Genomic DNA, 24,319 nt, shown 5'->3' with positions numbered 1-24,319 from the left:
ACTGGCGTTTAACGAGGCGCAATCATACGTGCCACCCGACCCCTGGAAAAGCCACTGGTCGGGGGTTTTTCAGTGACAGAGGGATAACCATGCACAAGTTGGAAAAAACACTGGACGAGTGGAAGGCCATGCTCGACCCGGAGCAATACAACGTCTGCCGTCTTAAAGGCACCGAGCGACCGTTTTCGGGCAAATACAACGCCACCAAAACAGATGGCGTTTACCACTGCATCTGCTGCCAAGCGCCTTTGTTTGACTCAACAGCCAAGTTTGATTCGGGGTGCGGCTGGCCGAGCTTCTATGAGCCGATTGGCGAAAGTGCAATGCTTGAGATTCGTGACATGAGCCACGGCATGATTCGCACCGAAGTGGTGTGCGCCAAGTGTGACGCGCATCTGGGGCATGTATTCCCCGACGGCCCACCGCCAACAGGGCTACGTTACTGCATCAACTCGGTGTGTCTGGATCTCGTACCGCGCGACTGACCATCACTTTTCGAGGCGCCGTCATGACTGATAACGTGCTGAATATCCCTTGCACTACGCTGACGGGGGAAACAAAGACCCTGGCCGACTTCCATGGCAAAGCGCTGCTGGTGGTCAATACCGCCAGCAACTGCGGGTTTACGCCTCAATACAAGGGCCTTGAAGCCCTGTGGCAGGCGTATAAGGATCGTGGCTTGGTGATTCTTGGCTTCCCTTGCAACCAGTTCGGGCAACAGGAACCGGGGGACGAGGCGGCCATTTCGCAGTTTTGCGAGACCCATTACGGCGTGAGCTTCCCGCTGTTCAAAAAAGTCGAGGTCAATGGTGCCCAGGCGCACCCGCTGTTCAGGGCGTTGAAGGCCCGGGCGCCGGGGTTGCTGGGCTCCACCGCCATCAAGTGGAATTTCACCAAGTTTCTGATCAGTGCCGACGGTCAGACCATCAAGCGTTACGCCCCACCGACCAAGCCGAACGCTTTGAAACCCGACATAGAAGCACTTCTCGGCTAAGCGTCCTTGCTGACACCGGGCCAACCTTTCAAGGCGTCAAGGGCACCCAGGTGTCCAGCAGCGCCTCAAGTTCTTCACGGCGGAAAGGCTTGGCCAAATAGTCGTTCATACCGGCTGCCCGGCAACGCTCGCGCTCTTCGGGCATGGCGTTGGCGGTCAGGGCCACAATCGGCAGGTCCGGCCAGCGCTCACTCTGGCGGATCTGCCGACTGGCTTCATAACCATCCATGACTGGCATGTTGCAATCCATCAGCACCAGGTCAAAGTCCTGCTGCTCCAGTTGACTCAAGGCCTCGCCGCCGTGGGCGGCAACCGCGACATCGCATCCCAATTTGCTCAACATGCCTTTGGCCACCAATTGGTTGACCGGGTTGTCTTCGACCAGCAGGATTCGCGCCCGATGTTCGGTGGGCTGGCTGCTGGGCGGCACGCTCAAGGCTTCGTCATCGTCGTGTTGCAGCAAGTGCTGCAGGCTTTGATAGAGCGCTTTACGCGAAAGCGGGCGGGCCTTTTGTTGCAGGGGCGCAAGGGCATTCACTTGGTCGCCGGGCATGAAGTTGCCATACGCCGTGACCAGCAAAATCGGCGCTTTGATCGCGGGCCGCAAGCCAAACAGGCATTCCGGACAATCGGTGATCAGCAGGTCAGGCTCAATGCCTGCCAGTGAGTCGTCGATCGAGAAACGTTGATAGTTCAGCCCCCAGGTCGGCAACAGGTTGCCAAGCAGTTCAGACAAGCCGCTGCTGGCGGTGGTGACGGCAATGACCTTGCCCTGCAATGGCTTGGGCGAAAGGGCCGGCGTGTGACAGGGCAGCGGCAGGTCGGCGCAGAACTGGCTGCCAAAACCCACCTCGGAGCTAATGGTCAGACGCCCTTGCATGACCTCGCACAGGCTATTGGTCAATGCCAGCCCCAAGCCTGTGCCGCCAAACTGCCGGGTAATGCCTGCGCCGGCCTGGGTAAAGGGTTTGAATATTCTGGCCTGGGCTTCCCGGGCGATGCCAATGCCGGTGTCACACACCTCGATGCGCACCCGGTCGTTTTCTGCATGCAGACGCACATCCACGCGCCCAAAGCGGGTGAACTTCAGCGCGTTGGAGAGCAGGTTGCTGACGATTTGCCGTACTCGTGTCGGATCACCGATCACCAGTGCCGGAAAGTGCGGGTCAATCAGGCACGTCAGTTCCACGCTTGGCGCGGCATTCTGCGACAGCAGGTTGGCCGTGTCTTCAACCAGTGCGCCGAGGTCGAACGCAATGTGTTCGAGTTCCAGTTGCCCCGCGTCGAATTTCGACAGGTCGAGAATGTCATTAAGCAGTTCGACCAGCACTTTGCCCGAATCGTGGGCGATCGACAGTTGCTGATGCTGTTCGGCATTCAACGGGCTGTCCAGGCTCAAAGCCAGCATGCCCAGCAGGCCATTGAGCGGCGTGCGTATTTCGTGGCTCATGTTGGCGAGGAACGCCGAGCGCGCCTGGGCCATCTCCAGCGCCGTGCTGCGGGCGGTTTCGAGCTCTTCATTGGATTGCGTCAGCCGCGCGTTGATCGCCTTGAGCTCCTGAGTGCGGGCCGACACGATGTGTTCCAGTTGCGCCAAGTACTCGGTCAGGCGGTTCTCGGCGCTGCGCCGGTGGTCGATTTCCCGCACCAGGGCGTCAAATTGCTGGTTGGCGACGTCGACCAGCACCCCGATTTCGTCGTCCTCATGGCCGGGCGGGCAATCAATACGCGATTGTTTGGGATCACCGGGTTTGCTGTTGCTCAGGTCGCGAATCACCCGCACCAGAGGCTTGGTCAGCATCACGTAAAACAGCGCGAGCAGCAGCCCGGACAAAATCAGGCTGCGGGCAAAGCCGGTCAGCAGGGTGACTTCTGCCCGGTGCAAGAAGCGGCTGCCAAACGGATAAGTGTCCACCTCAAGGTGCAGCACGCCCACGCTTTGTTCCGGCAAATGATTGAAGTAGAGCCGGTCATCGAATGAGCGGTTGGCGCCGAACAAAAAGTCGCTCAGCGTACGATAGCGGCCGTCTTCAGGCTGATCATGCACCGAGGCCAGCATGGATTTGTCGTTGTCACTCAATTGCGCGCCAATGATGGCGGGCGAGCGCAAGAGCCCCAGTACCAGCTCCTGCGCCAGTTCGGAGTCGAGGTTGTAGGCAATGCGTGAGGCCGGGTTATGGCTGATCTCAAGCAAGGATTGGATTTCACGATTGATGGCAGCGTTTTCGCTGGCATAATCGATGCCAATTTGTAGCAGGCTGAGCAGCGTCCCCAATACAAAGCCGACCAGCACTGTCAGCCTCGCCTGTTTGAAAGACAGGCGGTGGGTGAGTTTTATATCCATAGGGTGCTGCACCTGTTTCCATTCTTTTCGCCGGACCAGAGATTAACAGGTTAGCCGACACACGGTGCCGGGATCATCCTGCTGACGGGTTTCGGTGACGTCGAGAATGGATCGCCATGCCCGTTCGATCACTGCGCACCCTGTGTATCAGCCCGAGGAGAAGTTGTGGATTCTAAACTGAATGCCTTTCTGGAGCGTGCCGACGCGGTGCTGGCGCGTATTGAGCCCTTGTTGCCAGCCGTCCGCGAGCCGGTGGACTGGCAGCATGCTTACGCCGCTCGCTGGCAGCGAGAAGGCCGCACGGGTTTTTTGCAGGCGCTGGACGTCAGCCTTGAGATGCGCCTGAGCGACTTGATCGGGATTGATAAGCAGCGCGATCAGTTGGGGCGCAACACCCAGCAATTCCTTGACGGTTTACCGGCCAACCATGCATTGCTCTGGGGCTCGCGCGGCACGGGCAAGTCTTCGCTGATCCGCGCTCTGTTGGCCGAATATGCCCCGCGGGGGTTGCGCCTGATTGAAATCGAACGCGATCACCTGGCGGATCTGCCGAGGGTGGTTGAAGCCCTCCAGGGGCTGGAGCAGCGTTTCGTCCTGTTTTGTGATGACTTGTCGTTTGAGGCGGGCGAGGGCGATTATCGAGTGCTCAAGAGCGTGCTGGACGGCTCGCTGGAGCAGGCACCGGAAAACGTCCTGTTGTACGCCACTTCAAACCGCCGCCACCTGGTGCCGGAGCAAGAAAGCGATAACGAACACTGGAAACGCGTGGACGGTGAACTGCACCCCAGCGAAGCCGTGGAGGACAAGATCGCCTTGTCTGACCGCTTTGGTCTGTGGCTGTCGTTTTACCCGTTCACACAAGAACATTTTTTGAGCGTGGTTGAGCACTGGATCGGCGTATTGGCGACCAAAGCCGGTTTGCAGTGGCAACGTGATCAAGCGCTGGATATTTTGGCAGTGCGTTGGGCGACCGGGCGCGGCAACCGTAATGGTCGTTGCGCTTACCAGTTCGCGCGCTACTGGGTCGGATTGAAATTGCTGGAGCAAACGAATGATTGATTTGAACGCCACAGGCGCAGGCCTGGACGGTTACACCCTGTTAACGGCGCAGTTGGAATCGCTGCTGGCCGATGAACGCGACTTTATTGCCAATGCTTCGCAGTTTTCGGCGTTTTTGTTTCATCAACTGGACGACCTCAACTGGGCCGGTTTTTACCTCAACCGTAATGAAGAACTGGTGCTGGGGCCTTTTCAGGGCCAGATCGCCTGTGTTCGCATCCCGTTCGGGCGGGGTGTTTGCGGAGAAGCCGCTGCCACCCGTCAAACTCAGCGGGTTGACGATGTGCATGCGTTCCCGGGCCACATTGCCTGCGACAGCGCGTCGAACAGTGAGCTGGTCGTGCCGTTGATCAAGGACGGTCGCCTGATTGGCGTGCTGGACCTGGACAGTCCACGCATTGGCCGTTTCACCGAGCAGGATCAAGTCGGCATTGAAGCGCTGGCGGCGATCTTTTTGCGTTTGAGCGACTGCTAAGCAGCAAGCCCGGCCTTGCGCAACAACGCGTCGACATCCACCGCGTCGATCTGCGCGGGTTCAAGAAAGCGCCGGGCGTATTGCATGAAAATCTGTTCGTGGATAAACAGGGCGAACAGGTGCGGGTCGATATGAGCGTCGTGGCACATCGCTGCCATGATGCTCAGCGCTTCACTCAGTGTTTTGCCCTTTTTGTAGGGGCGATCCGAAGCGGTTAACGCTTCAAAGATATCGGCAATCGCCATCATCCGCGCCGCCAGGCTCATTTCTTCGCGCTTAAGCCGTTTCGGATACCCGGTGCCGTCCATTTTTTCGTGATGGCCGCCCGCAATCTCAGCGATGTTGCCCAGATAGCTGGGGAAGGGCAGGTGCTTGAGCATCAGAATGGTCTGCACGATATGGTTGTTGATGATGTAGCGCTCTTCCCGGGTCAGCGTCCCCCGGGTTGTACTCAGGTTGTACAGCTCGCCGCGATTGAATTTGTAGGCAGGGACGTCCAATTGAAAACCCCAGACGTTGTCGGGTTCAATCCGCTCGGAGTCGTTGCGCTCAAACAGGTGTTCCGGTTTGTCGGCCAACAAGGGTTCGGTCACGGGCAAAGGCTGTTCCTGACGCGTTGTCTGGCGTTTGTTTTCTTCCCATGAGACCCCCTGCCGGTCATCCAGTGTGCGCGTCCAGGTACGCAGGGCAATGGTTTGCAGGCGTTGCAGATCATCTTCGGCCATGGCCTCGCCCCCCAGATTGCAACGTGCGACGAAGGCAAAATCGTCATCCAGAGCGGCCAGTACCGCTTCGCGGATCTGAGTCAGTTGCTGATCGTTGCCGCCCAGTGCCCGACCTTGCCAGTAATTGACCCATGCATCGCGCTTGAGCACTTCGAAGCGCGTGCGTACCTCATGAATGCGGTCGTACAGCGTTTCAAGTTTGGTGGCTTTGTCCACCACGTATTCGGGGGTCGTCACTTTGCCGCAGTCATGCAGCCAGGACGCGATGTGCAGCGCCTCCCATTCTTCGTCGGTGGGGCGGTAATGCTCGAATTCGGGTGACTGACTGGAGGACGCGGCTTGCGCCAGCATCAGGGTCAGGGCAGGCACACGTTGACAGTGGCTCCCGGTATAAGGGCTTTTAGCGTCGATGGCGCCCGCCAGCAATTGAATGAAGGCGTCGAGCAACTGCTTTTGCCGTGCCTGTAACCGCTGACTCTCGATGGACACGGCTGCCGCCCCGGACACCGCTTGGATGAAGGCGATCCGGTCAGGGCGCAGGTGTTCCCGGTCTTCAGTGGAGTCACTGTTGTTGAGCAGCAACACCAGCATGCCCACAGTTTCGCCGTGGCGGTTATGCAACCGAATGCCAAGCAGATGCGCACTGTGGGTGTCTAGCGCTTGCAGCACAGGGTGCAGCATGCCCGCCTGTTCAAGGTTAAGCGTACACACCACGCTATCGCCCCCTTGGTGCAACGTGCGCAGCCAGTCAGGGTATTGGCGCGGGTCCGCGTTAATCGCTGCCTCCAGGAGGTTCACGTCCCGGGGCTGATCGCCAATGATCAGGCCTTTGAGGGAAAGCTCAGGCCCATCGTTGTCTATCAGGTAAATCAGCCCGGCCTGGGCTTGAGCGATTTTCATGGTTTCCAGCACGACCGATTGCAGCAACGGTTCAAACCGGGTATGCGCCGACAGGCTCGCGGTGATTTCGAAAAAACTGGCCAGGGTTTCTTTCATGCGGCGCATGGAGGACGCCAGTTGATCAATCTCCAACACGGGCGAGTGCGGGCTCGCGGGGTAATTGAAGTCGAACCGGCGAATGGCTTCGGCTTCCTGCACCAGCCTGCGCAGGGGCTTGACCAGCACTCGGGACACCAGCCACCCCACGGGCAGGCATAACAACAGAATACCCAGCGTAACCAGGGCGCCTTGCCAGCGTAATCGGTACGCATCGGCCAGCAATTCGTCTTTGGGGACCATCAGCGCTAACTGCAGGCCATTAAGCGCACCATCCGTGAGCCCGGCTCGCGACACGATCCATTGCCGTTGGTCCGCCGTCAGCTCAGCGCCGGCTGTACCAGGTTGGGCGATCAATGTGCTCAAGGCCGAACTGAGCTGCTCGACTTTAGGCAGTTGAGTGGATTCAGGTGCCGCTATCAAACGGGAATAATCAGGGTAGGCAATGGCAGTGTTGTCCTGATCGAACAAGGCTATTTCTGTGTGAGGCGTGACTTTGTGTCGGGCGAGTGTGGCGGACAATTGCGAGAGGGTCAGGTCGGCACCGATGACGACTTTTGCGGAGCTGCGTCTGGACACCGTCGTACCCACCTCGCGGGTGGAGAAAAACAGATAGGGGCTGGTGGTGATTTCGTCGTGTATGCCCCTGGCGGGGATAAACCAGCTGCGCTGGCGCGGGTCGTATGACTCATCGGGTTTGTCACGCTGGCCAACCAGCGACAGCGAGTCATCGTAGAAAAAGTGCCGGGACAGGGGGGCGGCGTCCTGGCCCGAACGTTGAATATTCCAGGCTTCGTAGGTGGCTGATGACGGGGCAGAGAGGCGGTCCTTCGCGGCTTGCGAGCGCAGTGGGCGGACCAGAAAGAAATTCCCTTGCGCGTCCCCCAGATACAGCGCAGCCAGAGAAGGGTTGTCTTTTAGCGTCTGGACAAAGGGCTCCAACAACGCCATCCGGCTTTCTGAACCTTCGATGCCCGTATTGGCATTGAGGGCAAGCAGCCTTAACGCATGTCGAATCGGTTGGTAAGTGTGTTGTAAATCTTGCTGAACCTCCCGCTCGATTTGCTGAAACAGCTGTTGGCTGCTGTTGAGGATAATGCGCGTGGTTTGCAAATAATTGAAAATTCCCAGCGTTACGCCCAGCACGATCAGAAGCAGTGTAAACATCACACTGATGTGCACATGCAGCGGAAACTGGCGCTTGCTGGCTGGCGCAGTCGTGGGCATGAAAGGGTCTCCGCTGTGAACAATGCTCAGGTCGCCTTAAGCATAGTAGGGCCGAATAATCGGCGCTTTTTTTGTGTTCACAGCGCGGAGCCGTTGATCAGTGGTTCAGTTTCTCAAGTTCTGCGAGCAGTGTTTGTTCCATCGACGTCATGGCGTGTACCACTTGGTTGCAGCACTCATCCACGGTCGTCAGGTCGGCCTGCTCAAGTGCTTCGCATCGCGCAATCAAGAGCTGGGCACTGACAATTCGTGCTGCGCCTTTGATGCGGTGCGCCAACTCTGAAAACGGCGGCAACCCGTCTTCGGCACGGAGTTTTTGAAGTTCCTCAAGGTCAGTGCGGTTACTGCGCAAGATCTCTTCGAGCAAGCGTTTGACTCGAACCGGATCCGAGCCGGACAGGGCGTAAAGGCTTTCTACGTTGAAGGCGACTTCGTTTGAAACCGGTTTGAGCTCGTTCAACCGCTTGCTGAGCAACGTCAGGCTTATGGGTTTGAACATGCAGTCGTCCATGCCTGCATCCTGGCAATTAAGGCGTTCTTCAGGTTGCGCGTTGGCTGTAAAACCCAATATCACGCAAGGCGGGCGTTGTTCGACGTATTCGATATGGCGAATGGCCCGGGTCAAGTCATACCCATTCATGACGGGCATGTTGCAGTCCGCGATAACGACGTCAAATGCGCCCTGTTTCCAGAGTTCCAGTCCGGCAGCGCCGTGCTGCGCAGTCGTAAACATGTGCCCCAGGAACCCCAGTTGCTGGCACATCAGCAAGCGATTGGCCGGATGATCATCGACGACCAGTACGTTTAGCGGGCGTGTGCTCTGGGCGACTTCGGGTTCTTTTTCCGCCTGCTCAAGGCACGGCGTCAACGAAGGAAGTTTCAGGGTGATGTGTACCTGCGTCCCCACGTTCGGCTGACTGCTGAGTGCCAGTGTGCCGCCCATCATTTCGCACAGGCTTCTGCAGATGACCAGGCCCAGCCCGGCACCTCCCAAGGCCAGTTGCCCGGTGTTTTCAACCTGGGAAAAAGGTCGGAACAAGCGGGCCTGATCGGCTTCGTTAATGCCAATGCCCGTGTCTTGGACGCTGAGTTGCAGTTCTACCTGGTCCGCAACCTCGGTTGGTCGCACATTCATTTGCAGCGTGACTTGTCCTCGTTCCGTGAATTTGATGGCATTGCTGATCAGGTTGGTCAGGATCTGTTTGAAGCGCAAAGGGTCGATCAGGACATCCGGGGCGTCGTGTTCGGGATTGAATAGGAGAGCCAGGGTCAGTTTCTTTTGCCGGGCCAGGCCGTCAAACACGCGAATGACTGCGTTGGCCAGTTCGCGCAAATTGACCCGTTCGGCGGACAGGTTCAACCGACCGGATTCGATACGGGCGATGTCCAGGATGTCACCAATCAATTCCAGGAGATCTTTGGCCGAGTTGTACGCCACCTCGATGGAGGGCCTGTCCAGTTGCCCCTTGTCGGCCCGTTTGAGGGTGAGTTCCAGCAAGCCGATTACGGCATTCATCGGGGTGCGAATTTCGTGGCTCATCGTTGCCAGGAAAGTACTTTTGGCGCGGTTTGCTTCGTCGGCCCGCTCTTTGGCGGCCCGCAGTTCGTCCATCAACTGGCGACGGTCACTGATATCAATCCAGCCACCGATGACGCCCTGAACCTCGCCCAGAGAATCCCGGTAAGGCAGTATCCAGTGATAGATGGTGATGGCTTGATCGCCTACGTGCAGTTGGCGGTCCATGATCAGTGGCGTGCCTTCTCGAATGACACGCAGATAATCTGACTGAAAGTCGTGAGCCTCGTGTTCATTGCTGATGGCGCGCCGGGTCTGTATGACCGTTTTGCCGATCACATCTTCGCGCTTGGCGGCAAAAGTCTTCAGGTAGCTGTCGTTGCAGGTTTTCAGTACGCCCTCGCGGTCGCGTACATAAATCGGGTGGGGGGTTTCATTGACCAGCGCACGCATGAATTCGAACTGGTCGTTGAGGGCGCGCTCGGCACGCTTGCGTTGCTGGATCTGGCGACGCATGTAAGCGTTCCAGAGCAGTGACAGCAGCAACATAAGCAGGGTGCCAATGATGATTTGATAAATCAGTCGATGGTAATTGCGCCAGTAGCTGTCAGAGGCCGGGACATACCCGCGCCATCGACTGTTGATAATGCCCAGCTCATCAGGCGCAATGCTGAGCAGCGCTTTATCCAGAATGGAGCTCAGCTCGCTGGCATCACGGGCCGTCGCTAACGAGAACGTGGCTGGTTGGGTGCCAATGGTCGCGCTGATTTGTAACCGGTCCTGAAATAATTGAGACGCCAGCAGGTAGTTGGCAATGACCAGCGTGTTGACCGCCCCCTCAACTTTGCCTTCAGCCACGAGTTGTGTGGCCTGATAGATGTCGTCTGTTTCTACCAGCGTAATACCGGGGAACTCTTTACGAAGATAAGGGGTGAGTGGATTACCCAGCGTCAGTGCGAGACGTTTACCGGCCAGTTGTTCAAGATTTGAAGGGTGATCGGGGCCTTTTTCAGTCACCAGTACAAATGAGTTTTCAAGATAGGGGCGGCTGAAGTTGAGCTGGCTCTCTCTGGACACCGAAGGACTGATCGCTGAAATGATGTCGGTTTCGTGATGCTGGATCATGTCAATCATGTTGCCCAGACTGCGGGTGCGCTGGATTTCGAAACGTAAGCCGGTTCGCAGTCGGATCATTTCCAGCAGATCTGCCGTAATGCCCCGAAAATTACCCTCCGCATCAAAAAAACTGAGGGGGGCCAGGGTTTCGTTGACCACGACTTTGACCGTGGGGTGTTTAGCCAGCCAGCGTTCCTCGCGCTCGGTCAATTGAAGTTTTTGGTCGGAGAGCAGGATGTCGCTGCCTGCGCTCCAGCGTTTGGCAATGCTTTCACGTTCGCTGTTGGGGATGGCCGCCAGCGTGGTATTGAGAATGTCCAGCAGCATGGGGTTGTCGCGGCGAACGGCAAAACTGAAACCATACGCTTCATGCTTGCTGAAGTTGGCCATTTTGATGTTCTTCAAATAGCCCTTGTTAATCATGTAGTGCGTTGAAATCGTATCCCCAAGAAATACGTCGGCCTGATCAAAGGCCACTGCATTTATTGCGTTCTGATAGGAAGGGTAGGACTGGACAATCGCCTTGGGATACAGCTTTTTGACATCCGCCAGTGGCAAATAGTGATAAACCATGCTCAGGCGCAGGCCCTGCAGACCTTGCGTCAGCGAACGATTTTCTCCTTCGCGGCTTACCAGCACAGGTTGGTCAACCGCGTAGGGAATGGACAGGACCAGGTCGGGGTTGGTGGCTTCGTAGCCATTTGAGGTGCCGAGCAAATCAATGGTGCCCTGCACGAGTGCATCAATCGCTTGTTCTCGGGTAGAGAAGCGTTGAACCCGGATAGAGACGTTGAGCGCCTTGGACAAAAGCCCTGTGTAATCGGCAGTAAGCCCTTCGTAATCCTGACCACTGGTGGTCATGTCAAAGGGCGGGTAGTCCGGCGATGAAATACCCACCCGCAATATGCGCTTTTCCTGCAACCAGGTACGTTGATTCTTATCGAGAAGCGCTTCCTGATAATAGATGCCCGAGCGGCTTAGCAATGAATAGTTGTCACGGCCGTTGGCCTGCACCAATACCGGCCAGCACAGAATGAAACCTGTGATCAGTGAAAGGAAGTGTATTAACCGCGTGGGCATCCTGTTTCTCACACTAAAGAATTGCGTTTGGCTAATTCGATAAGATCAACCAATGAATTCGCTTTTAGTTTTTGCATGAGTCTTTTCTTGTAAGTGCTCACGGTTTTGTTGCTTAGAAACATGCCTTTGGCTATTTCCTTGTTGGTCTTGCCCTGTGCAAATAACTGCAAAACCATCAGCTCCCGGTCGTTGACCGATTTGAATAATTCGATTTCTGAAGAATCCCCGTCCTCGTGACGCTCGGGTGCCAGGGCTTGACTGGGGAAATAATTGTAGCCCGCGAAGACCGCTTTTATTGCACTGACAAGTTCACTCAGTTCTTCTTGTTTGCACACATACCCGGCAGCCCCGGATTGCATGCAGCGCATGGCAAAAAGGGTGGGGGATTGCGCTGTCAGGACCAGCGTTTTAAGGGTTGAGTTCATGGCATTAAAGCGTGCAAGCACTTCCAGTCCGTCGAGTTTCGGGATGCTGATGTCGAGAATGATCAAATCGGGAACACACTCGCGCACCATTTGCATTGCATCCACGCCGTTGTCGGTTTCGCCGACTATTTCATACCCTTCATGTTCTAACAACATACGAATCGCGAGCCGGATAACCGGATGGTCGTCGACAATAAAGACGGTGGTCATAGTTAATTCCTGTTAAGCACGGTATAGAAAGCGCGCACCATAGCTCAGTTATAGGAGTGGGCACACGAACCCTTTGGCCTACAAACGTAGTATGGGAAAATTCCTACGCAAATTAAGGCGCAAGAGTACGGTTAGTTGAATAGGCGAAGAGCCGGTTGTTGAAGGGATTGGCTGTTTCTTGGCTTGAATGTTTGGGGTTTAAAGCAGTTGTTTAGTGTGATGAAGGAAAAGTACTACATGCTGTCGGGGTATTTGGTTGTTGTGTTTATTTGTGTTGTTTTAATTCTTTGGTGTTAAACGCCATTTTCTGACAGGGCTATACAGGGCTCATCCGTTATCGGGATGAGCCCTGTATAGAAAAGCAGGGGGCTCAGACGGGGCTTGAGCGGCCTGTCATTTCTCGGGCCATTTCTGTGGCGTAGCTATCGGTCATGCCGGCGATAAAGTCGATGATGCGCATGAATGAACGATGCAGTGGCCAATGAGGGGCTGGCGCGTTATTACCCAGCAGATCGAGGATGCGACGGCTCTTGAAGGAGGGCGTACGCCCTTTGTGCTGCTCCAGGGCCGCCCCGCAAAAGGCATTCAGCAAGATCTCCAGCGTCGTGTAGGCGCCAATCTCATGCAGGGTTTTGCGTTTGTCCTGGAATATCTTTTGCCGAGCCATGTTTTTGGCATCCAGCACGCAACGTTTTGCCGGGCCGTGCATGTGCTCGACCAAATCACCCGATAACGTGCCTTCAAGCAACGCATCCTGCTGCTCGACGAACGTGCGCGCCGCGGCATTGGTCAAGTGTTCGATGGCTTTGCCGCGCAAAATGGCGAGCTTGCGCCGCTCCGAGTCCTTGGGCCCGAGCTGTCGATAGGTTTGCGGTAAATCATCGCCTACCAGGCCTAGCAGCAAGGCTTCCACTTCGTGGTAGGCCAGCAAGTCCATTTCCAGACCGTCTTCCAGGTCAATCAAGGCGTAGCAGATATCGTCGGCTGCCTCCATCAGGTACACCAATGGATGGCGAGCCCAGCGCTCGTCTTCAAGTTGCGGGAGGCCCAGTTTCTGAGCGATCCCTTGAAGCAGGGGCAGCTCGCTCTGATAGCAGCCGAACTTGTGTTTTTTATAACCCAGCGAGTCCGCATGCCGTGCTGTCCACGGGTATTTGAGGAAGGTGCCCAGCGTGGCGTGGGTCAGGCGGGTGCCACCGTCGAACTGGTGATACTCCAGCTGCGTAAGCACCCTGAAGCCTTGTGCATTGCCTTCAAAGCTCAGGAAGTCCCGACGCTCGGCTTCACTCATGTCGTCCAGCCAGCCGCGGTCTGCGGCCTGTTGGAACCAGTTGCGAATCGCGTCTTCACCCGAGTGGCCGAACGGAGGATTGCCGATGTCATGGGCCAGGCAGGCCGATTGCACCACCATCCCCAGGTCGGCGGGGTCACACCAGTCGGGCAGGGCGCTGCGCAAGGTTTCGCCCACCCGCATGCCCAGGGAACGGCCCACGCAGCTGACTTCCAGGGAATGGGTCAGGCGTGTGTGAATGTGATCGTTGCTGGTGACGGGATGAACTTGCGTCTTGCGGCCCAAGCGTCGGAAGGCGCCCGAGAAAATGATGCGGTCATGATCTTTATGGAATGGACTGCGCCCGAGTTCTTCAGGGCTGTGATGGGGTTTTCCGAGGCGTTCGCGATTAAGTAGGGTCTGCCAATCCAAGGCGCGGTGCTCCGTCAGTGAGTAGGGGTTCAGCTTCTCGCTTCACGCAGGAGGGTGCAAGGGGGATCAGGTTGGAGAATGATCCAGCGCAGTGGGCAGGCGAGTGTTGCTTCGCTGCCCTCTGCGCCAATCATGGGGGCCCGTTCAAGGTTTACGGGCTGTGCTCTGAATCACCAGTTTGATCAAGGGCAACAGACCTGTTGTCAGGCCGATCAGGCGAGACATGCGGCCGGTGCCCTTGGAGCGGGCACCTTTGCCCGTCAGAAACCCGAGCAGCGTGACCGCCCCGACACCCCAAAGCGGAGCGTGCTTGATGCCCAGGCTTTCTTGCCAGTTGCTCGTCATCCCGCGCATTTTCTGCAAGGGCTGTAGCAACTGCTGCGTTTCGTGGCGGATCTCCTGGCGGTGCATTTCCATCCGCAAGCGGATCAACACCTTGCGCATCTCGCGACGCGACGCTTTGGGCGGCATTTCAGGCAGGTTCATGGCAACAAACGCTCGCGGTCTTTGGCCAGCTCTTCAAGCGTGGCGTTGAAAGGAGAGGACTCATCGAACACGGCCGCTTTGAGCCGCAGGCCACAGTAGATGGCGGCCAGGGTGTAGAACACGCACAGCCCGATGATGCCGGCCAGACGATAGCTGTCCCAGACCAGAATCAGCACCAGTGCCGACAACCCGATCAGCAGTAACAACCCGAATACCAAGGCCAGCCCGGCAAACAGCAACAGGCTGACCGTGCGGGCTTTCTGTTCTTGCAGCTCAATGCCCAGCAACTCGACATGGCTGTGCAACAGGCCGAGAAAGGCGGCACCCAGGCGCCGCGGTGAGGAACGAGGGGAGCCGGATTCGTCAGTCATATTCAGCGCCGCGTAGCCAGCAGACCAATCAGAAAGCCAACGCCCGCCGCGATGCCGACCGATTGCCAAGGGTTGGCCTGCACGTAATCTTCAGTGGCCACCACCGCAGCCTGACCACGTTCTTGCAGTGACTCTTTGGTTTCTTCAAGGGATTCACGGGCTTTGAGCAAGCTGTCCTTGATCTGTGCACGCAGTTCGTCTGCCTGATCCCCCGCCAGCGAGGCGGTGTGTTCCAGCAGGCGTTCGGTGTCGGCAACCAGTGTCTGGAAGTCAGCCATCAAAATCTCTTGAGCATTTTTTGCTGTAGTGCGGGCCATGATGATCTCCGTGAGTGGCTTCTTGATGGTTCAGAGTGTAGGCAGTGAATGAAGGTTCACTGAAATTCTCGTGTCGGGCAGGCCCTGGAGCCGTTACCCGTGCGTTGTGACAAAACCTTACCTTAAATTACTCGCCTTCGCGGTTGAAGCCTGGCGTTTCGCGCGCATCGGCGTTTTCCAGGCACCCGTCCAGCAAGTGGTAACGGTTGTGCCGGACTTCGTCCACGCGGTGTCGAACGGCGCGTTCCGGGATGCCCAGCAGAATCAGCGCATGGGAGGCCAGCATCAGGCTCGACTCCAGCAATTCGGGCACCACTTCGGTTGCCCCGGCAGCCTTGAGCTCGACCAACAGGCTATCGTCGCGGGTGCGCACCAGTATCGGCACATCAATCGTGATCAGGCGCGCCTCTTTGAGCACGCACATGGCCACGTCCGTGTCGTCGACCGCAATCACCAGCAGGCGCGCGCGGTCCAGGCCCACGGCGCGTAACAGGTCGCCGCGCCGGGCGTCGCCGTAATGCACGCAACTCTCGACCTTGGCGGCCTCCTGAATGCGTTCAGGATCATAGTCCAGCGCCACGAAATCGTGGTGCTCACTGCGCAAGAACCGCCCGATGGACTGACCGACGCGACCATAGCCGCACATCACCACATGCCCGTGCAATTCGGCGTTCTGCGCCGCGATCTCTTCCAGCTCGGCTTCTTCGTACGACTTGCGATGCAAGCGTGCAGCAATTTGTGGCGCCGCGCGCAGCAGCAAAGGCGTCAGCAGCATGGAGCAGAACGTGGCGGCCAGCAGGTAACTGGCCATTTCGGGCGGGATCAAGGCATTGCTTTGCATTTGCGCCATCAGCGCGAAACAAAATTCGCCGCCTTGTGCCAGCGCCAGGCCGCTGCGCCACGCGGTCTCGCCATCGCTGTCGCGCAGCTTGACCAACAGCGCCACAACGCCGCCCTTGATTAACAGCAAGGCCAGGGTCAGGCCCAGGATCAGAAAACCGTCGTGCACGAACAGTTGCAGGTCGATGAGCATGCCGATGCTGACGAAGAACAGCCCCAGCAAGATGTCGCGAAACGGGCGGATGTCGGCTTCGATCTGATGGCGGTAATGGCTTTCCCCCAACAGCATCCCGGCCAGGAATGCCCCGAGGGCAGGCGACAGGCCCAACAAGTGCGTGAGCCAAGCGGTCAGCAGCACAATGACCAGCGCCAGCAGCACAAACAGCTCCGCCGAGCGCGAGGCCGCCACCTCATGGAACAGGCGCGGCAGCAGAAAACGGCTGGCCAGTAACAGGCCCACGAACAGAATCACGGTTTTGCCCAGCGTGATTGGCAGTGCCCAGTACCAGGCCTGATCGCTGCTCCCGGCAAATACCGGCACCAGCGTCAGCAACAGCACCGCGACCACGTCTTGAAACAACAAGACGCCAATGGCGTTCTGCCCATGGCGGCTGAAGATTTCACCCAGGCTGGTGAGCTCCTTGCTGACAATGGCCGTGGACGACAGGGCGAGCCCGGCCCCCAGCAAGAACGCGGCGTTCAGGCTCATGCCAAATGCATATAACAGTGGCCCCAACACCAGCGAGGTGCACAGCACCTGCAAGCTGCCCAACCCGAACACCACCTTGCGCAGCGCCAGCATCTTGGGCAACGAAAACTCCAGCCCCAGGGAAAACAGCAGGAACACCACCCCCAGCTCGGCCAGGTCGGGCAGGTTCGGGCTGTCGTTGATCCAGTCCAGCGCGGTAGGCCCGACAAACAGGCCTACGCACAAATAGCCCAGTACCGGCGGCAGTTTCAATCGCCTGAAAAAGGCGATCACCACCAGCGAAGAGGCGAGGATGATCAGTAAATTGGCAAACACAAAAGTCTTCCCTGTCAGTTCAAATAAAAAAAGTCGCGAGCATCCGGCAAACAGAAGGGGCCGGCGCTGATGTGCATCATTGTTTGACGGCAAAATTCCAAAATGACGGTCCTTCGCTATGCTCAGAACCAGCTGCTTAATTGGATGCAAGACAAGCGTAGTCGTCAGGAGCGTTATGGAACGTCTGTATTCCCTGCAAGGCTTGAGAGGCGCTGCCGTTCTGGGGGTGGTGTTATTTCACATGGCGTCGGTGGAGGCGAAGTATTCCGGTGGCGATCTGTTATTGCCAGCGCTGGTGAATTTTTTTCAGCTGGGGGTCGACCTTTTTTTCGTCATCAGCGGCTTTGTCATGGTCATCGTGACCCGTGGGCGCTTTCAAAACGCCGTGCAAACCCGGCGTTTTGTGTTCAATCGACTGTCGCGTATCTACCCCAACTACTGGTTGTACTTCTTCATTACGCTCGGCGTGACCCTGGCGATGCCGGGGGTGGTGAACACCTCACACGGCAGTTCGAACCTGCTGATGTCGTTTTTGCTATTGCCCAATGACCGCGTGTTGCTAGTTATGGTGGCCTGGTCGCTGGTGTTTGAGCTGTGGTTTTACCTGGTCTTCACCGGGCTGTTGTTTTTCAGGGAGAAACACCTGCCGGTGTTGCTCGCACTGTGGGCGATCGGGCTGGTTGCCTTCAACGGGCTGGCCAATTGGCAAGACTTCAATCCGGCATTGAAAATCATGCTTCACCCCTATGCGCTGGAGTTCATTGCGGGCAGCGCACTGGCGTTGTTTTTTTACAGCAGGCACAGCGCCAAGGTCCCGACCGCTTGGGTGTGGACGACGTTGCTGATCGCACTGCTGGCGGGTTTCCCGCTGATTTACGGGTACAAGCTGTTCTTTGCCGAAGGGCTGGTGCGCATGCTGTCAGTAGGGCTGGTGTTCGGCGCCGTCGTGGGCTCGCTGGCGCTGCTGGAACGCCGCAAGTTGATTCGCGTGCCCACGTTTCTGGTCTTTACCGGCGATATGTCCTACACCATTTACCTGTCGCATTTGTTGGTGTTGGGGGTGATCGGTCATCTCTGGCAACGGGTCGGGGCGTGGCCTGACAGTCCGTGGGACAACGCGCTGTTTCTGCTGCTCATGATGGCCGCCGTGCTGTGTTACGGGGCGCTGGCCTATCGTTTCTTCGAAAAGCCGGTACTGGACTGGGCCACGGCCTATTGCGCCCGCACCTTCGCCGTCAGCCCCCGGCGCCCGCAGACCGATTCGGCCAAGTGACTGGCGGCGCCGGATTCGGGTCGACGACACAGGGTGAGGCTCCTAGAATGAACGCCTATTTTTCTCAGGTCGTGAATTATGCCTTCCGAATGTCAACTGTTCGGCACGCTGGGTTGTCATCTGTGTGAACTCGCTGAAGCAGAAGTCATGCCGCTGGTCCAACACGGTTTACTGGTCGAACTGATCGATATTGTCGACAGCGAGGCACTGGTTGAAGCCTACGGGTTGCGCATTCCTGTCCTGCGTCGCGTGGACACGGGCGCCGAGTTGGATTGGCCATTCGATACCGAACAGATTGTGGCGTTTCTGCGGTAGGTCGACGTCCAACCGCTGATGCACCGCCCATGCTGAGCGAATGGCTCGGCATGGCGCAGCGCAGCAGGGGTTCACGCCGCTGTGTCAGGCCCTGTAGATGAACCCGGTCGGCACGTCGCTGAGCGGGGACACTTGAACCCCGCCCAAGAACGTCAACAACTTGCCTTCCTGTTTGGCCGTCTTCAGCGCCATGGAAAGCGGCGACAGAGGATTGCGCCGGATAAAGTCGTCGACCGATTCCGTCAGTGGTTTGGCCAATGAAATCTGTGGCGTGTCAACACGGTGCAGTTGCAGGTAGTTAAGGGTGCTGGCGCCCTTGCGGCGGAACACCAGCTCAGTCGCACTGGTGACGTCGGGATAGATCTCGAACCCCAAGCGTTCCAGCAGGCCCCTCATCATTTTGTTCAACCCTAGGGGCTCCGTGAGCAGCAGCCGTTCGCTGGCCAGCAAGACCAGATCGAGCTGGTTGAAAAATGCCCGGCGGGCCAGTTGCCCCATGGTGAACGTTTTGTTGCCGATCCCTGTCCCTTGCGCCAGCAGGGCCAGCGGGTCGCCCAGGTGAATGTTGTCGGGGACTGCATTGCCGCTGCGCCAGCCGTGCAAGGTGTTGTTGATATTGCTCATGCGCGTGGGGGTCAGGTCAGGGCTGGAAGCGTCGGCGGTTACGTAGAGTCGTTTGGCCAGTGCACTCCTCGAAACCGGTGTCAGGGCGGGCAAGAGTGAGCCGATGAATTGGGCCAGGGTTTTCTGGAAAAAGGGTGGGAAAACGATCCAGGAACCGCTGATGTACTCGGCCAGCCTCGGCTGTAAAAAAGGGCTTTCATGGATGCGCAAGCCCAGTTGCTCATAGGTATTGCAGGGTTTGTCCGGGTATTTGATAAACACCCGTTTGCCTTGGGCAAGGTTGCCCTGGGGCAATATCTGATAATACAGATCGTCGATTTTTATAACCCGGTGAGTGCCCCGTGCGTCAGTGACTGTTGAGATGGGCGGGTTGATGCTTTGAGGTTTGAGTTGAGCGTCTTCAAATGTCTCGCCCCACCTTCTCCAGCTGGTGTTATTCAACGGTTCAACGCGGGCCGTGGTGGTTGAAAACACGGGTTGTTTCGCGGGGCTGACCGGCTGTTCTTCGGGGACCGCAGGCGCCTTGCGTTTGTTGCTCAGGCCCACGCGGCTTCCTGCCGTGCCAGTGCTTGTGCCGGCGCGTGGCGCGGCTTCACCCAGGCCAGGCTTGTGGTATTGCCGGGACCAGACCGGAAACTCCTGATGCTTGACCAGGTACTCGGCCAGATCCAGTTCCAGGCGCTGTTGACTGGCGGCCGGGAACTCAAACTGATCCAGCAGCCTTCGCGCTTCGCGGTAACTGAAATTGGGAAATGCCACGCGTACGCGAAGCGGGGCGAGTGTCGATCTCACACCGCCGCGCAGCCCTCCTTGCGGGCTGCCCACGCGCCACACCCCGGCACTGTCGCGCTCGACGGGCGAGCGGTACCAGGCTTGCGGGTGACGCATGTCCATCACGCGCCATGTGCGCAAGTGGGCGTCGTATTTGACCTGAAACCAATGCTCGTCCTGCTTGATGAAGTGTTGCGGCGTACCTCGTGGTGCGGCCGCTTTTTCATAGACGCCCTCGTAGATACCGTCGGAACGTAAAGTCAGGTCGGAAAGGCTCTGGTTGTAGCTCAGTTTCGGATCAAGGCCCGGCGCAGGCGTGGCAGGTTTTTTTACGCCTCTGACAATCCCGACCCCGACATCGATGCCCGCGTCTACCCAGTGCGCAATCATGCTCACCCAGTGCCCGATCGCCTCGCGCTGGCTGTCGCGTTTGAGCGCGTCGATGAAGTTCCACAGCGACATCAAGCTGCGGCCCAAGGCAATCGGTGCCGTCACTTTCAGAGGCAGCAGCATGGTCACCACGTCGACGGCAGTTTCAATGCTGTTCCACACCGTCAGATGATTGATCTCCGAGGTTGAGGTACTCAAGGCGTCGGCATTGGCCAGGGCATGCCGTGCGTCGGCCAGGCAGGCCTGTTCGATAAAGTTACCGGCGACGGGCAGTATGTTGACCTCGGGCGCCCTGAGCCCTCGGGCGAGTAACGGGCGAATCCGCTCCTGATTGCCTTGGCTGACGCGGCCCACGAAGTAGTCCAGCAACTGAGGATTGCCCAAAAAGTGCTTGGCAAAATGCTGGCGGTTTTCAAATTCGCGAAAGCGTTTTCCGTCAGGGGCTTCAGGGGTGTAGACCACCAGTGAGCGCACGGCGAATTGAGGTTGCGGGGCGTTGATGTCCAGCTCCATTTGCGAATTCGCGCGTTGCTGATCGGCGGGTGTGCCAAAGATCAACACGCCCCTGACGGTCGCCCCGCTGATCAGCAGTTGGTAGGTCTGGATCAGGTGGCCTTCAAAGGTGCCCGCGTGGGTCGGGTCTTGCGCGGCATTCACGGCGGTTTCCACCCATCGATACCCGCGATCCACGCGATCAGGGGAAAAATCCCCGGAAATCTTGGCTTCCAGTGCATCCGCCAGCATGCGCGCACTCATCACGCGCATGGCGGTTTCGCGTCGCGCCTGGGCTTTGGGGGAGTCGATCAGGGCGTCTTGAAGAAACGCCGCGTAGCTGTCGCCAATGTTGACGGCGCGAATGATGGTTTTGACTTGCCCGGCATCCAGCGGTGCCGCAGCAGGGTCATCGTTACTGAGCGTGGTCACACGGGCCGTCAGCGCGTAGTCGATATCGAATTTACTCACATTCTCCAGCGCCAGCTCGGTCATGGTGCGGGTGGTGCTGCTCAGTTTTATCGTGGGCCCGGTACGTGAAAGGCTGTTGGCCGCCGTGTACGACGAAGGCGCCCAGCCTGTCAGCGGAATCACGGGGCCTGACCCTCGTTCGGCAGACGTCACCGTAATCAGCACCGTGTCCGGATCAACCTCCAGCCCATACTCCGCGAAAATATGCTGTTGCAACTGCTCCCGCGCGTAGCGCAACAAGAAGGGCCGGTCGCCAAACTGGTCGGGAGACGGCTCGCCATTTTCATGGGCGATCAGGCTCAGCAGTCGGTACTGCTCGGACACCTGCAGCCAGGTTTGGCGGTCGGTGCTGCTGGCTTTGAGTAACCAGTCGCGGGCTTTCTTGGCAAGCCGTTTAACCGATCGCGCATTCAGCGCTTTGGCCTGTTTGAAGCGGTGTGTGTAATCGAGTACGTGCGCGACCGCTTCCCTGATGTCTGTTGGCGAGCGCTGCGCGGCATTGAGCAGGGCATGAAACAGATTCTGTTCGCGCTGAGTGTCATGTGCGTTAAACACATGCTCAAACACTGAACCCTGAATTTCCGTGAACACCATATCCAGCGCTGCTTGCGGGCTGTTGTCCCACGTCACGACACGCTTGAGGTCCTGGGTTGAAAGCAGCTCCAGCATCGACTCGAATTCCGAGACGCTGCGCCAGCGACGTTCGATCTCCGTGTGTAACGCCTGTAACGATTCGAAGCCCAGCAGGCCCCCAGACGGCGTGTACAGCACTACCCTGGCGGCGTCGGTGCTGGAGCCTATTTGCACGGTGGCGGTTTTGGCCGGGATCGAAAACGCGCCCGCTTCATCATTGGCGCCAGTGCCATCACGCTCGGTAATGACAAATGCGCCCGTCAGGTCTGCCAGTGCCGGGTCCTCCAGGGTCTTGATCGACAGGGCGTAGACGGCCGGGCGTGAATAAGCAGGCAGCGCGCCCCGTGCCGTGAGCGTCGGGTAGCGCACCACCTGATCGATCATCACCCGGTGCTCGGGCGTCAGGGTGCTGTCGTAGGACAACAAGTGGGACTCGGCCACCACCAGCTCGCTGAGTTTTCCCAGCAGCCACGCTTTGCGCGACAGCGTTCCGGTGACCGAGGTCTGGGCGCTCCAAAATTCAGTGGTCTGTTGCTTTACGTAGGTTCGCAGGTGTTGGCGCACGTCTGCGGCGAACGTTTCAAAACGTGCAATATCCAGGCTGCCGGCTGCGGCTTCGTCGTCCCGGGCAACCGTGGTGCGCTCTTTGGGGTAGCGCGGGTAGACCCCGGTACGGAAGGTCTCCAGTACTGTATCGATCACGCTTAATGGCTGCGGACTCAGCGTTGACAAGGGCGGGCTGGTCGGCGTGACCACCACCAGCAGACGCTCGGGATCGAGTGAACCTGTGGCCTCGGGAAACCGGGTTTTCAGCTCGTCGTGCAGCACCGACTCAAGGGTGGGCTGGTCCGCCAATAAGGTTTGAATCGCCGTATCAAGCGCGGTCCACGTCTGGATGCGCTGCTTTTCGGCATCCGGGCTTGCCATGACCAGTTCGGTGCTCAAGGCATCCGATAGATGAAACACATCACTCATAGACATCACTCACGCATGTTCAAGTAACCCGCGGCCCTGGTGTCATCCAGCCAACCGCCGGGTGGGGAGAAGGACGTGAGCAGTGTGTACCGGTGCGCGTGCATGAAATGGCTACATATATAGGGCGCGGCATGATTGATGGTTTCTTGGCAGGGCGCTGTGGGGGATAATCCCGGGCTGCTTTTTCACTGCCGAGTTCACTATGTCGACCCCTGCTTTCAACGCCGCCGAGCACCAAGCCAGCACCCTGTACCTGCCGCCGGGCCAGTGGTCGACCGTGTTGGACTGTTTGTGCGATCACTTTCGTGCGATCAGCCGTGAGCAGTGGCTGGACCGCATGGCCCGTGGGCGGGTGCTGGATGCCGACGGTCGGCCAGTGGGCCCGCAACTGGCGTACAAGGAAGGCCTGCGCATTCACTATTTTCGTGAAGTGCCCAACGAAACGCCGATCCCCGTGCAAGAGACCATCCTTTATGCCGATGAGCATTTGGTCGTGGCCGATAAACCGCACTTTTTGCCCGTCACCCCGGCAGGTGAATACGTCGAGCACACGTTGCTGCGGCGGCTGATTCGCACCTTGGGCAATCCGAATCTGGTGCCCTTGCACCGCATTGATCGGCACACCGCCGGGCTGGTGCTGTTCTCGGCCAACCCGGCGAGTCGCTCGGCGTATCAGTCGCTGTTCCCCACTCGCCAAATCGACAAACACTACGAAGCCATTGCCCCGGCGTTGCCGGATCTGCCGCTCCCCCGCGTTCATAAAAGTCGTTTGATCGATGGCGAACCGTTCTTCCGTATGCAGGAAGGGCCGGGTGCCATCAACACCGAGACCCACGTCAGTGTGATCGAGAAAAATGGCGACCTGTGGCGTTACGGGTTATCGCCGGTGACCGGCAAGAAGCATCAATTGCGCGTGCACATGGCGGCGCTGGGGGCCGGGATTTGCAACGACCCGTTTTACCCGCAGGTGATCAAGGATGCGGTGGATGACTACGCCAATCCGTTGAAACTGCTGGCCAAAACGTTGCGTTTTATCGACCCGGTGACAGGCCAGGCGCGTTATTTCGAGAGCCGGATCGAGCTGGACTGGTAGGCAACACACAACCGACGGCGAGCCAGAAACAACAAAACCCGCACCAGGCGGGTTTTGTTTTAACGCATGAAACTTACAGCTCTTTAACGGTACGAACCTGATCTTTGTTGATGCGAGTTTCTTTACCGTCCAATTGTTTGAACTGGTAGAAGCCCGAATCTTCATCGTACTTAGGCGTGTCGGTTGCCTGGATTTCACGACCGTCGTTGAGCGTGATCACGGTTGGCGAAGCACAGCCAGCAAGGGCGGCCAGGCCAGCAGTGAGCATGAGAGCGGCGAGAGTCCGATGAGTCATGGTGTTTCTCCAACAAATGAATGTGCTTTATAGGTAACTGACCCTGAGACGTATACATCGTCTGCAAGTTCCCTGACTAG

General features: G+C 57.9%; 18 protein-coding genes. 7 read left to right on the top strand and 11 right to left on the bottom strand.

The features are described 5' to 3' along the window. The first annotated feature begins 89 nt into the window (after nucleotides 1–89). Both msrB and BKD70_RS00460 read left to right on the top strand, forming a co-directional pair. Nucleotides 90–485 (top strand): peptide-methionine (R)-S-oxide reductase MsrB, encoded by a 396-nt coding sequence (msrB, locus tag BKD70_RS00465; protein ID WP_047273943.1) that lies wholly within the window; start codon nucleotides 90–92, stop codon nucleotides 483–485. A gap of 23 nt (nucleotides 486–508) precedes the next feature. Continuing rightward, nucleotides 509–994 carry a glutathione peroxidase gene (locus BKD70_RS00460; RefSeq protein ID WP_047273945.1) on the top strand — a complete coding sequence of 162 codons (486 nt, stop codon included), beginning with the start codon at nucleotides 509–511 and terminating at the stop codon, nucleotides 992–994. A 28-nt stretch (nucleotides 995–1,022) separates the two neighbouring features. Here BKD70_RS00460 and BKD70_RS00455 read toward each other — a convergent pair whose 3' ends face one another. Beyond that, nucleotides 1,023–3,338, bottom strand: a complete 2,316-nt coding sequence (locus BKD70_RS00455; RefSeq protein ID WP_047273947.1) for a response regulator — start codon at nucleotides 3,336–3,338, stop codon at nucleotides 1,023–1,025. A 165-nt stretch (nucleotides 3,339–3,503) separates the two neighbouring features. Between BKD70_RS00455 and BKD70_RS00450 the strand changes: the two genes are divergently transcribed. Together BKD70_RS00450 and BKD70_RS00445 are read left to right on the top strand one after the other, a co-directional pair. Further along, on the top strand, nucleotides 3,504–4,397 hold the full coding sequence (locus BKD70_RS00450) for an ATP-binding protein (protein ID WP_047273949.1): 894 nt from the start codon (nucleotides 3,504–3,506) through the stop codon (nucleotides 4,395–4,397). After that, the gene (locus BKD70_RS00445; RefSeq protein WP_047273950.1) at nucleotides 4,390–4,872 is read left to right on the top strand and encodes a GAF domain-containing protein; all 483 of its coding nucleotides are present in this window, start codon (nucleotides 4,390–4,392) and stop codon (nucleotides 4,870–4,872) included. Before BKD70_RS00450 ends, BKD70_RS00445 begins: the two co-directional genes overlap by 8 nt. On the opposite strand, the gene BKD70_RS00440 is transcribed toward BKD70_RS00445, so the two are convergent. From BKD70_RS00440 to BKD70_RS00405, 8 genes are all read right to left on the bottom strand, one after another. Next, nucleotides 4,869–7,820, bottom strand: coding sequence for an HD domain-containing phosphohydrolase (locus tag BKD70_RS00440; protein WP_047273952.1), 2,952 nt, complete (start codon nucleotides 7,818–7,820; stop codon nucleotides 4,869–4,871). The genes BKD70_RS00445 and BKD70_RS00440 overlap by 4 nt on opposite strands. Before the next feature lie 97 nt (nucleotides 7,821–7,917). Next, a complete protein-coding gene (locus BKD70_RS00435; RefSeq protein ID WP_047273954.1) occupies nucleotides 7,918–11,532 on the bottom strand; it encodes a transporter substrate-binding domain-containing protein in 3,615 nt (1,204 codons plus the stop codon). Between the two features lie 8 nt (nucleotides 11,533–11,540). Beyond that, nucleotides 11,541–12,167 carry a response regulator transcription factor gene (locus BKD70_RS00430; protein ID WP_047273956.1) on the bottom strand — a complete coding sequence of 209 codons (627 nt, stop codon included), beginning with the start codon at nucleotides 12,165–12,167 and terminating at the stop codon, nucleotides 11,541–11,543. Between the two features lie 370 nt (nucleotides 12,168–12,537). Further along, a complete protein-coding gene (locus BKD70_RS00425; protein WP_047273958.1) occupies nucleotides 12,538–13,869 on the bottom strand; it encodes a deoxyguanosinetriphosphate triphosphohydrolase in 1,332 nt (443 codons plus the stop codon). Nucleotides 13,870–14,013: 144 nt separating this feature from the next. Then, on the bottom strand, nucleotides 14,014–14,355 hold the full coding sequence (locus tag BKD70_RS00420; protein WP_047273960.1) for a hypothetical protein: 342 nt from the start codon (nucleotides 14,353–14,355) through the stop codon (nucleotides 14,014–14,016). Beyond that, the gene (locus BKD70_RS00415) at nucleotides 14,352–14,726 is read right to left on the bottom strand and encodes a phage holin family protein (protein ID WP_047273962.1); all 375 of its coding nucleotides are present in this window, start codon (nucleotides 14,724–14,726) and stop codon (nucleotides 14,352–14,354) included. Before BKD70_RS00415 ends, BKD70_RS00420 begins: the two co-directional genes overlap by 4 nt. A 2-nt stretch (nucleotides 14,727–14,728) precedes the next feature. After that, on the bottom strand, nucleotides 14,729–15,043 hold the full coding sequence (locus BKD70_RS00410; RefSeq protein ID WP_047273963.1) for a YqjD family protein: 315 nt from the start codon (nucleotides 15,041–15,043) through the stop codon (nucleotides 14,729–14,731). A gap of 127 nt (nucleotides 15,044–15,170) precedes the next feature. Further along, a complete protein-coding gene (locus BKD70_RS00405) occupies nucleotides 15,171–16,907 on the bottom strand; it encodes a monovalent cation:proton antiporter-2 (CPA2) family protein (RefSeq protein WP_047273965.1) in 1,737 nt (578 codons plus the stop codon). Between the two features lie 175 nt (nucleotides 16,908–17,082). Here BKD70_RS00405 and BKD70_RS00400 point away from each other — a divergent pair, with 175 nt between their 5' ends. Next, nucleotides 17,083–18,180, top strand: coding sequence for an acyltransferase (locus tag BKD70_RS00400; protein WP_047273967.1), 1,098 nt, complete (start codon nucleotides 17,083–17,085; stop codon nucleotides 18,178–18,180). Nucleotides 18,181–18,258: 78 nt separating this feature from the next. Continuing rightward, nucleotides 18,259–18,495, top strand: a complete 237-nt coding sequence (locus BKD70_RS00395; protein ID WP_047273969.1) for a glutaredoxin family protein — start codon at nucleotides 18,259–18,261, stop codon at nucleotides 18,493–18,495. 84 nt (nucleotides 18,496–18,579) lie between these two features. On the opposite strand, the gene BKD70_RS00390 is transcribed toward BKD70_RS00395, so the two are convergent. Beyond that, on the bottom strand, nucleotides 18,580–22,851 hold the full coding sequence (locus BKD70_RS00390; RefSeq protein WP_047273971.1) for a dermonecrotic toxin domain-containing protein: 4,272 nt from the start codon (nucleotides 22,849–22,851) through the stop codon (nucleotides 18,580–18,582). Between the two features lie 202 nt (nucleotides 22,852–23,053). Between BKD70_RS00390 and BKD70_RS00385 the strand changes: the two genes are divergently transcribed. Next, on the top strand, nucleotides 23,054–23,944 hold the full coding sequence (locus BKD70_RS00385; RefSeq protein WP_047273973.1) for an RluA family pseudouridine synthase: 891 nt from the start codon (nucleotides 23,054–23,056) through the stop codon (nucleotides 23,942–23,944). Nucleotides 23,945–24,017: 73 nt separating this feature from the next. Here BKD70_RS00385 and BKD70_RS00380 read toward each other — a convergent pair whose 3' ends face one another. Then, nucleotides 24,018–24,239, bottom strand: a complete 222-nt coding sequence (locus tag BKD70_RS00380) for a YgdI/YgdR family lipoprotein (RefSeq protein WP_047273975.1) — start codon at nucleotides 24,237–24,239, stop codon at nucleotides 24,018–24,020. Nucleotides 24,240–24,319 lie beyond the last annotated feature (80 nt).

Origin of the sequence: Pseudomonas sp. BS-2016 (assembly GCF_001806145.1) — a bacterium.
GTDB lineage: Bacteria > Pseudomonadota > Gammaproteobacteria > Pseudomonadales > Pseudomonadaceae > Aquipseudomonas > Aquipseudomonas lundensis.
The sequence above is the reverse complement of the archived record's forward strand: the minus strand, read 5'-3'. Positions and strand labels throughout refer to the sequence as shown.